The organism is Propylenella binzhouense, assembly GCF_009866965.1.
Taxonomy (GTDB): domain Bacteria; phylum Pseudomonadota; class Alphaproteobacteria; order Rhizobiales; family Afifellaceae; genus Propylenella; species Propylenella binzhouense.
Window position 1 is genome coordinate 1 of the sequence record NZ_SPKJ01000128.1, and the last position, 9,649, is coordinate 9,649.

A 9,649-nucleotide genomic window follows, 5' to 3' on the forward strand; every position below is an offset into this window, starting at 1 on the left:
CTGGCGGCTGGCGGCGGCGGCGACCGACGACGCGCCGCTCGACGGCCGCGCCGTCGCCGTCGCGATCGACCGCATCATCGACAATGCCGGCGTCGCCGTCGCGGCGATCAACCGGGCGCCGGTCGCGGCGGCGCGGGCGCAGGCGCTCGCCTTCCCCGACGCGCAAGGCGCGACGGTCTTCGGGCTTCCGCCGGAAAAGCGGTTCCAGGCCTCATGGGCGGCCTGGGCCAACGGCGCAGCGGTCCGCGAGCTCGATTTCCACGACAGCTTCTTCGCCCAGGACTCGGGCCATCCGGGCGACACGATCCCGCCGCTCCTGGCGGTCGCGCAGCATTGCCGGCTTGCCGGCGCGGATCTCCTGCGCGGCATCGTCACCGCCTACGAGATCCAGGTCGACCTCGCCAAGGGCATCAATCTCAGCCTCGAGAAGATCGACCATGTCGGCCATCTCGGGCCGGCCGTGGCGGCCGGGCTCGCCGCCATGCTGCGCCTTTCGACCGAGGCGGCCTACCAGGCGATCCAGCTCGCCGCGCATCTCTCCTACGCGCCGCGGCAATCGCGCAAGGGCGCGATCTCGTCCTGGAAGGCGCATGCGCCGGGCCATGTCGGCCAGGTGGCGATCGCGGCGGTCGACCGGGCGATGCGGGGCGAGACCAGCCCCTCCCCCATCTACGAGGGGGATTACGGGCTCGTCGCGGCCATGCTCCGCGGTCCCGACGCCGCCTACGAGGTGCCGCTGCCGGAGCCGGGCGAGCCGAAGCGCGCGATCCTCGAGACCTTCACGAAGGAGCATTCGGCCGGCTATCACGGCCAGGCCGTCATCGATCTCGCCCTGAAGATGCGGCCGCTCCTGCCCGAACCCGGCGCGATCGCGGAGATCGTCCTCGAAACCAAGAAGTTCACCCATCTCGTCATGGGAACCGGCGCGAACGACCCCGAGAAGACGGACCCGAACGCGAGCCGCGAGACGCTCGACCACAGCGCGATGTTCATGTTCGCCGTCGCGCTCGAGGACGGCTTCTGGCACCACGAGGCGAGCTATGCGCGCGAACGGGTGTCGCGGCCGGAGACCGTCGCGCTCTGGCGGAAGATCCGGACCGCCGAATCCGAGGAATGGAACGCGCGCTTCTACGGCCGCGAGGGCCTCGCGAAGGACCATGGCGCCCGCGCCGTGGTCCGTCTCGCGGACGGCCGCACCGTCGCCGACGAGATCGCCGTGGCGCGCGCCCATCCGCGCGGCGAGCGCCCGTTCGGGCGGCGCGAATATGTCGAGAAGTTCACGGCGCTCGCCGAACCGTTCGCGAGCGCGGGCGAGCGGGCCCGCTTTCTCGCCGACGCCGAAGCGCTTCCGGCCCGCGGTCCCGAGGGCCCGGCCGGACTGACGGTCGCGGTCGACCGGGTTCCGCTCGCGGCTTCGCGGGGCCGAGGCATTTTCGACTACCATCCCGGAGAGATGCGATGAATGCGCCCGTCAGGACCAGCCGCTTCGCGGCCGAGATCTTCGCCGAGTGGGCCTGCGGCCTTGCCGCCGGCGACATTCCGGCCCGGGCCCGCGAGGTCGCCCGGCTCGCGCTCGTCGACCATGTCGGGCTCACCGTCGCGGCCCGGCGCGAGCCCTATGTCACGGCGGTCGTCGAATCCTGCGACGGCGACGGCCCCTGCACCGCCTTCGGCCATGCGAGAGGGTTTTCCGCCGGCGACGCCGCCCTCATCAACGGCACCGCCTCGCATGGCGAGGATTACGACGACACCTTCGAGGGCAACCCGATCCATACCAGCACCGTGGTGATCCCGGCCGTGCTCGCGGCCTGCGAGCGCTACGGGCGCACCGGCGCGGACGCGCTCGCCGGCATCGTTGCCGGTGCGGAGTTCATGTGCCGGACCGCGCTCATCGCGCCGACCGCCATCCATCGGGCAGGCTTCCACCCGACCGCCGTGATCGGCGCGCTCGGCGCGGCTGCCGGCGCCGGCGTCGCGCTCGGGCTGAATGCGCGGCAGCTGACCGATGCGCTCGGCATCGCCGGCAGCATGGCCTCCGGGATCATCGAGTACCTGGCCGAGGGCACCTGGACCAAGCGGCTCCATCCCGGCTGGGCGGCGCAGGCCGGGCTGCGGGCGGCGCTTCTCGGCAGGAACGGCTTCCTCGGCCCGCGCTCCGTCATCGAGGGCGAGCACGGCTTCTTCCTCGCCTTCGCGGCGCCCGGCATCGAGCGCAGATACGGCGCGCTGTCGGACGGTCTCGGGAGCGCGTTCCACATGGAGAACATCGCCTTCAAGCCCTATGCCTGCGGAACCATGGCCCAGCCCTTCGTCGATTGCGCGATCCGGATCGCGGAAGGGGGCGTGCGCCCCGAGGACATCGAGGACGTGCTCTGCCGCGTCGGCGAGGGCACCGTCCACCGGCTCTGGGAGCCGCTCTCGGAGAAGCGGCGGCCGTCGACGCCCTATTCGGCGAAATTCAGCGTCCCCTATTGCGTCGCGGCCGGGCTCGTGGACCGCGCGGCGGGGCTCGGCCAGTTCACGGAGGAACGGATCGCCGATCCGGCGCTGATCGCGCTCGCGGCGAAGGTCCGCTACGAGATCGACCCCGAGGACGAGTATCCGCGCAACTACAGCGGCGACGTCGCCGTGCGCCTGCGCGACGGCAGCGAGCGCAGGGCGCGCCAGCCGCACATGCGGGGCGGCACCCGCGAGCCGCTGAGCGAGGGGGAGATCCTGGCCAAGTTCGATGCCAACCTCGCCTTCGGCGGGCTCGCCGGCGCAGGGGCGGAGCTCAGGTCCGTCTGCGAAGGCCTGTTCGGGATGACGGATCTTGCGGCGCTCGCGCGGACGCGGGCGGGCGTCGCCGCCTCGGTCTGACCGGGGATCGGGAGGCGGGGCGCGCCGCCGGCGCCGCGCGCGGCCTCCTCACGCCCAGCCGCCGGCGACCTGGATTGCCTGGCCGGTGACGTAGCGCGCGCCCGGACCGCAGAGGAAGCGCACGGCGGCCGCGATCTCTTCCGGCTCGCCCGGCCGGCCGAGCGGCACCTTGCGGTCCTGGAAGTGCGGCGGGATGTGGTCGCGCTTCGTGTTGATGTAGCCCGGCGAGACGATGTTCACGGTGATGTTGCGATCGGCGAGCTCGACGGAGAGCCCGCGCGTCAGGCCGGCGATGCCGGACTTGGCCGCGACGACATGCGAGCGGCCGCCGATCGCGCAATGGGCGGCGACCCCGCCTATGCTGACGATCGCGCCGCGGCCGCTCTCGGCGAGAAGCGGAATGGCGGCCTGACAGCAGAGGAAGGCCGTGTCGAGGATCCCGGCGGTGATCGCCCGCCATTCCTCGAGGGAGATCCGCTCGATCGGCGCGTCGGCGCGGCTCGCCGCGTTGTTGACGAGGATGTCGAGGCGCCCGAACGTGCCGCGAACATCGTCGAAGAGCCTGCGGACGGCCTGCGGATCGGTCAGCTCGGCGAGGAACCAGGCCGCACGGCCGCCGCGCGCCTCGATCTCCGCGACGACGGATTTCGCGGCCGCCTCCGAGGACCTGGCATGGACCGCCACCGCGGCGCCGCCATCGGCAAGGGCGAGCGCGATCGCCCGTCCGATGTTGCGGGCGCTGCCCGTGACGAGCGCGACCCTGCCCTCCAGTTCGCGTGCGCTTCCCTCTCCCGGCATTCCGTTCCCCCGGCCAGTTTGACGATTGCGCCGCCGGCTCCGGACGGCGGACGAAGAACGCCCCTGGCGATGCGCTATTCCTCGAGCGTCGACCGTCTCGGAAAGGCGCGCATGCCCACCTGCGCGATCCGGCCGAGCCCCTTTCCGATCAGGGGGCCGGCGAGCGAGAGCAGCGTCAGGGCGAAGAAGAGGTTGCAGATCGGGCTTTCGAAGAAGCGCAGCCAGTTGCTGTCGAAGATGATCATGGATTGCGACCACGACTTCTCGAGCAGGCTGCCGAGCACGAGCCCCATGACGAAGGGTGCCGGGCCGAATCCCTGCCGCAGCGCGAAGAAGCCGACGAGGCCGGAGATCAGCATCACCCAGACATCGAGCGGGTTCTGCCGGTAGGCATAGGCGCCGATCAGCGCGAAGACGAACACGGCAGGCCAGAGGAAGGTGCGGGGGATGAGGGTGATGAGCGAGAAGAGCTTCACCCCGGCAAGCCCCACCACCAGGAACATGACGTTGGCGAGGAGCATCGCGGTGAAGATCGCGTAGAGGAATTCCGGCGTCTCGCGCATCAGATAGGGGCCGGGACGGAGGCCGTGCATCATCAGCGCCGCGAGGATGATCGCCGTTGTGCCGCTGCCGGGAATCCCGAGGGCGAGCGTCGGCACCATCGCCCCGCCGGTGCCGGCATTGTTGGCGGCCTCCGGCCCCGCGACGCCTTCGATCGCGCCGGTGCCGAACTCCTCCGGATGCTTCGACCAGCGCCTCGCCTCGTTGTAGCCCATGATGGCGGCGACGGTGGTTCCCTCGGCCGGAAGGATGCCGATCAGGGTGCCGATCACGCTCGACCGCATGATCGTGGCGCGGCAGCGCCGGAAGTCCTCCCGGCTCGGCAGGCGGAGCGCCACCGACCGGATGCGCTCCTTGGCCTTGTCGACCGCCTGGGACTGGCCGAGCAGCTCGCTGATCGCGAAGATGCCGATCAGCACCGGCACGAAGTCGATCCCGTCATAGAGGACCGGGATGCCGAAGGTGAAGCGTTCGGTCCCCGTCACCAGCGCGATGCCGACCGTGCTGACGAGCACGCCGAGCGCGCCGGCGATCAGGTTGCGCAGCGCCGAGCGGCCGCTGATCGCGGCCAGCATGGAAAGCCCGAAGAGGGTGAGCGCAAAATATTCCTGCGGGCGGAACTTGAGCGCGACCTTGGCGAGGAGCGGCGCCGCGACGATGAAGACGACGAGGCTGAACACGCCGCCGATGACGCTCGAGACCGCCGCCATTCCGAGCGCGCGCCCCGCTTCGCCGCGCTGCGCGAGCGGATAGCCGTCGAAGGAGGTCGCGACGGCCGGGGGCGCGCCGGGCGTGTTGATGAGGATCGCGGTGATCGAGCCGCCGAAGGTTCCCGCGCAATAGAGCGCTGCCATCATCGAGATGGCGAGAACCGGATTGAGCCCGATCGTGAAGGGCAGGAGCAGCGCGACCGCCATGCTGGAGCTGAGGCCGGGCAAGGCGCCGACGACAACCCCGAGCACGACCGACACGAAGATCAGCAGGAGGCTTTCCGGCGCGACGATGAGGGAGATGCCGGTGAGGATTGCGTCGATGTCCAACGGGATCTCCTACCGGAACAGGGCGCCGGCCCAGCCGAAGCCGAGATTGACCTTCAGCCCGAGGGCGAAGAGCAGCGTGACGGCAATGGGCAGGCCCACCCCGAACAAGAGGATGGGCAGATAGCGCCGCTCGCCCCAGAGGAGCGGCAGCAGGACCGAGGTCGCGATCATCACCGGCAGGGCGCCCAGGATGGGAAGGCCGTAGACCGCCAGCGTGATGACGGCGGCGGTCACGAAGACGATGGGCCTCGCGCGCGCCTGCCCGCCGATGAGCAGGCTTCCGCCGTTCCGCTCCTTCATCACCCGTTCGAAGGGCAGCATCAGCGCCATGATCGCCACCGAGCCGATCAGCAGGCGCGGAAACGTGGTCGGCGGCGCATTCTGCGCGAGCGTCTCCGGCACGGCCGGCCAGCGCGTCGTGTCCCAGTAGAGGACCGCGCAGATCGCGAGCAGGACGGCCGCGACCGCGAGATCCGAGCGGTCGAAGCGGTGGGGGGCGAACGATGCGCCGCCCCCTCCCGCCATTCTCCTGCTGGCCGCGTTCGCCATCGGACGGCCCCGCGCGCCGGCTACTTCTTCTGGCCCAGGCCGAGACGGTCGATGGCGTCCTTGGCGTTGGCGTAGTCTTTCTTGAGCTGCGCGTCCCAATCCTCGCTTCCGGCGACGCTCTTGTCCGGATCGAGGCCCGAGTTCTTCAGGTAGGTCTTGAACTTCTCCGTCTGCATCGCCTTGAGCAGGGCGTCCTCGAGGATCTTGACGCGCTCGGGCGGGGTGTCGGCGAGCACGACATAGCCGCGGGTCGTGTTGACCGAGACGTCGGCGCCCTTCGACTTGGCCGTCGGGACGTCGGGCAGCTCGGCGAGCGGCTCGTCGGCGAGCACGGCGATCGCGCGGAGGTCGCCGTCCTTGATCGGCCCGGCAGCCTCGCTGATGTTCGCGACGGTGGCGTCGATCGCGCCCGAGCGCAGGCCCGTGATCATCTCGCCGCCGCTGCCGAACGGCACGACGCGATAGGGGACGCCCGCCTTCTCGGCCCAGCGGGCGATGCCGATATGCTCGGTTCCGCCCACCTGGGCGACGCCCCAGTTGAGCGCGCCCTTCTTGGAGGCAGCGATGAGCTGGTCGTAATTCTCGATCGCGCTGTCCCCGCGCACCACGATCACCGACGGATCCTGCATGGCGCGCACGACGCCCTTCAGGTCGTCGATCGCGAGCGGGGACTTGCCCTGCGCGATCGTATAGAGATGCGTCTCCGTGGTGCCCATGAGCGTGTAGCCGTCGGCCGGCCGGCTCTTCAGATATTCGTGCGCCGTGCGGGCCCCGCCGCCCTGCTTGAAGACCACGACGAGATCGACGCCGAGGATCTTGGAGGCCTCGTCCATCCACATCCGCATGGTCTGCTCCGTCCCGCCGCCGGGCGCGGCATGGGAGATGAGCTCGATCTGCTGCGACGGGAACTTGTCCTGGGCCGCCGCGGCGAGCGGCAGGCCGGCGATCAGCCCGGCCGCGAGCGCGGCGCGAACCGCGAAAGAGGCATTGCGGGCCCCGGGCGTCTTCAGCGCTGTCATTCTTCTTTCCTCCGTTCGCTTCCGAACGGGCTCCGGCCCCGGACGCGGCGCGCGTCCTGCCGGAGGCCCTCCCCTTCGATGTCGGCGGACTGGCGCCGCCTTTCGGTTTCGCCGCCTCTTCCGGCGGCTTCCTGGCGCCGCAAGGCGGCGCGAGTTGGAAGGATAGGGGTGCGTTGCTGCTTTGGCAACTACTACCCTTCGGCGGATGCCCGCCTCACTTGTCGACGCGCGTCTCGCGCAGCGCGTCGCGATCGATCGAGAGGCCGAGGCCGGGCCGCCGCGGGATCGCGAGGACGCCGCCCTCCGGCTGCGGCGCGTCCGGGAAGAGGATCTGCCCGGCCTGCACCATGCCGAGATGCCATTCGACGAACCACCCGTTCGCCAACCCGGCCATCGTGTGCATGTTGAAGATCGGCCAGCCGCCGCCATTCGCGATCGGCATGTTGTAGGTCTGCGCGAGATGCGCCGCCTTGCGTGCCTCGGTGTAGCCGCCGCAGAAGCAGCAGTTCGGCTGCAGGATGTCGACGGCCTGCTTCTCGACGAGCTCGCGCAGGCGCCAGCGATGGCCCTCCATCTGGCCGGCGGCGAGCGGAATGCGCGTATGGGCGCGCAGGTCGGCGAGCGCGCGCGCATCGTTCTGGTGGAGCGGCTCCTCGAACCAGGTCAGGCCGCAATCCTCGACGGCCCGGCAGAGCATCTTCGCCTCGACCGGCGAGAACAGGTAGTTGGCGTCGATCATGATGTCGACGCCGTCCCCGACCGCCTCCCGCACGGCGCGGATCCGCGCCGCGTCCTCCCGCCAGCCCTTCTCGTCGACGGCGACGACGAGCTTCAGCGCGGAGAAGCCGTCCGCGACGTGGAGGCGCGCGGCGGCGGCGAGCTGCTCGCGGTCATATTGCGGGAACCCGAAGGTGCAATAGGCCGGCACGCTCGCCCGCGCCCCGCCGAGAAGCTGCGCGACAGAGCGCCCGGCGAGCTTGCCGGCGATGTCCCAGCAGGCGATGTCGAGGCAGGAGAGCGCCGAGGAGATCACGCCGGTCATGGCGCGGGGATTGAGCTTGCGCAGAACGGTCTGGTGGATCGCCTCGCTGTCGCGCGGATCCATGCCTCTGACGACCGGAAGGAAGTGCCGGCGCAGCGCCTCGACGACCGCGCCGGCGAGGAAATGGCCCGTCAGGCCGAAGCCGCTCACGCCGTCGTCGGTGACGACCTCGCAGACGACGAATTCCTTCTGCTCCTCGCGGCCGTAGCCGGCGACCTTGCCCTCAAGGAGCGGGATGTCGATGGAGACCGTGTGGATGCTGGCGCGGATGTCGCGGATCCTGACCGGATCGGCGAGCAGCACCTCCTTCTCGTCTCCCGATAGGGCCTGGTCGAGCAAATCTTCCCTCCCGCAGGTATTTCCGTTGCGGAGACCCCGCTGCGGGTCCGCCGGTTTTCCCGTCAGAGTGACGCAAGCCGCAGGGTCGCGGCAACCGGAAATGAAGAGCCGGCCGCGATCTCGCCGGGCGTGCCGGCTTTCAGGCATTGACAGCGCCAAGGCCGGCCGAATGCTTTCGCGCGCGAATGCGAGGGAAGGAAATATCGTCATGGCCCGCCGGATCACTGCCGCAGATGCGAAATCGGTCATCGAGGGGCCGGGCGAATCGGCCTTCCTCGACGTTCGCGAGGCGGGCGAGTTCGGGGAGGGCCATCCCCTCCTCGCCATCCCCTGCCCCTACAGCACGCTCGAGCTGCGGATCGCGGAGCTGGTGCCGCGCCGGGACGCGCCCATCCTCCTGATCGACGGCGGCGACGGCGTGGCGGAGCGGGCGGCGCGCCGGCTCGAGGCTGCCGGCTATGGCGATCTCGCCCTCCTCGAAGGCGGCGTCCCGGCCTGGCGGCGGGCGGGCTTCAGCCTCTTCAAGGGCGTCAACGTGCCGAGCAAGACGCTGGGCGAGCTCGCCGAGGCGCTCTGGCACCCGGAGACGATCGCGGCGGAGGCGCTCGCCAAATGGCGCGCGGAGGGGCGGCCGTTCGCGCTTTTCGACTGCCGGCCGCCGGCCGAATACGCCAAGATGCGCGTCCCTGGCGCCATCTGCCTGCCTAACGGCGAGCTCGCCTACCGGTTCGAGGCCGCGGTCGCCGACCCGGAAATGCCCGTCGTCGTCACCTGCGCCGGCCGGACGCGCGGCCTGGTCGGGGCGATCGGGCTTCGGCTCGCCGGCATCGCCAATCCCGTCTACGCGCTCGAGAACGGCACGCAGGGCTGGGCGCTCGCCGGCCAGCCGCTCGAGCGCGGCAAAGAGGCGGCGCCGTTTCCGGAGCCGGCGCCGGACGCCAGGGCGGCCGCCGCCGCGCGCGCCCGTGCGATCGCCGCGCGCTGGCACATCCCGATGATCGGCCGCGCCGATCTGGACCGGCTCGCGGACGATGCTTCGCGCACGCTCTATCGGCTCGACGTGCGCTCCGCGGAGGAATACGCGGCGGGTCATCTGCCGGGCGCCGTCCATGCGCCGTGCGGCCAGGCCGTGCAGGCCACCGACCAGTGGATCGGCGTGCGCCGGTCCCGGGTCGTCCTCCTCGACGACAGCGGACTGCGCGGCGTGCTCGCGGCATTCTGGCTCAGGCAGCTCGGCTACGAGGTCCACGTCCTACCGGGCTGCGACGCGCTCCCCGACCTCGAGGCGGGGACGCCCGCGCACGGGCCCGTCGGCGCGCTCCCCACGGTGCCCGCCCTCGACGCCCGCGCGACGCGGGAGCGGACGGCGGCCGGGGCGGTCCTGATCGATCTCAGGAGCTCCGCCGCGCATTGCGCCGGCGCGCCCGCCGGGGCGGCGTGGT

General features: G+C 71.1%; 8 protein-coding genes. 3 read left to right on the plus strand and 5 right to left on the minus strand.

The window, feature by feature from the left end; translation table 11 throughout:
* Both E4O86_RS20830 and E4O86_RS20835 read left to right on the plus strand, forming a co-directional pair.
* Positions 1-1,462, plus strand: a 1,462-nt coding sequence (locus E4O86_RS20830; protein ID WP_161142474.1) for an MmgE/PrpD family protein, incomplete at its 5' end; no start/stop codon positions are given.
* Positions 1,459-2,859, plus strand: coding sequence for an MmgE/PrpD family protein (locus E4O86_RS20835; protein WP_161142475.1), 1,401 nt, complete (start codon positions 1,459-1,461; stop codon positions 2,857-2,859). The genes E4O86_RS20830 and E4O86_RS20835, both read left to right, overlap by 4 nt.
* A gap of 48 nt (positions 2,860-2,907) precedes the next feature.
* Here E4O86_RS20835 and E4O86_RS20840 read toward each other — a convergent pair whose 3' ends face one another.
* From E4O86_RS20840 to E4O86_RS20860, 5 genes are all read right to left on the minus strand, one after another.
* Entirely contained in the window at positions 2,908-3,657 is a 750-nt protein-coding gene (locus E4O86_RS20840; protein WP_161142476.1) for an SDR family NAD(P)-dependent oxidoreductase, read from the minus strand.
* A 74-nt stretch (positions 3,658-3,731) separates the two neighbouring features.
* Positions 3,732-5,258 (minus strand): tripartite tricarboxylate transporter permease, encoded by a 1,527-nt coding sequence (locus E4O86_RS20845; RefSeq protein ID WP_205521014.1) that lies wholly within the window; start codon positions 5,256-5,258, stop codon positions 3,732-3,734.
* Positions 5,259-5,267: 9 nt separating this feature from the next.
* Entirely contained in the window at positions 5,268-5,783 is a 516-nt protein-coding gene (locus tag E4O86_RS20850; protein ID WP_161142477.1) for a tripartite tricarboxylate transporter TctB family protein, read from the minus strand.
* A 44-nt stretch (positions 5,784-5,827) separates the two neighbouring features.
* Positions 5,828-6,826: a Bug family tripartite tricarboxylate transporter substrate binding protein gene (locus E4O86_RS20855; RefSeq protein WP_161142478.1), complete on the minus strand. Its 999-nt coding sequence runs from the start codon at positions 6,824-6,826 to the stop codon at positions 5,828-5,830.
* Between the two features lie 214 nt (positions 6,827-7,040).
* Entirely contained in the window at positions 7,041-8,207 is a 1,167-nt protein-coding gene (locus E4O86_RS20860) for a mandelate racemase/muconate lactonizing enzyme family protein (protein WP_205521015.1), read from the minus strand.
* Positions 8,208-8,415: 208 nt separating this feature from the next.
* On the opposite strand from E4O86_RS20860, the gene E4O86_RS20865 reads away from it, so the two are divergent.
* The coding region (locus tag E4O86_RS20865; RefSeq protein ID WP_161142480.1) for a rhodanese-like domain-containing protein at positions 8,416-9,649 on the plus strand (1,234 nt) is incomplete at its 3' end.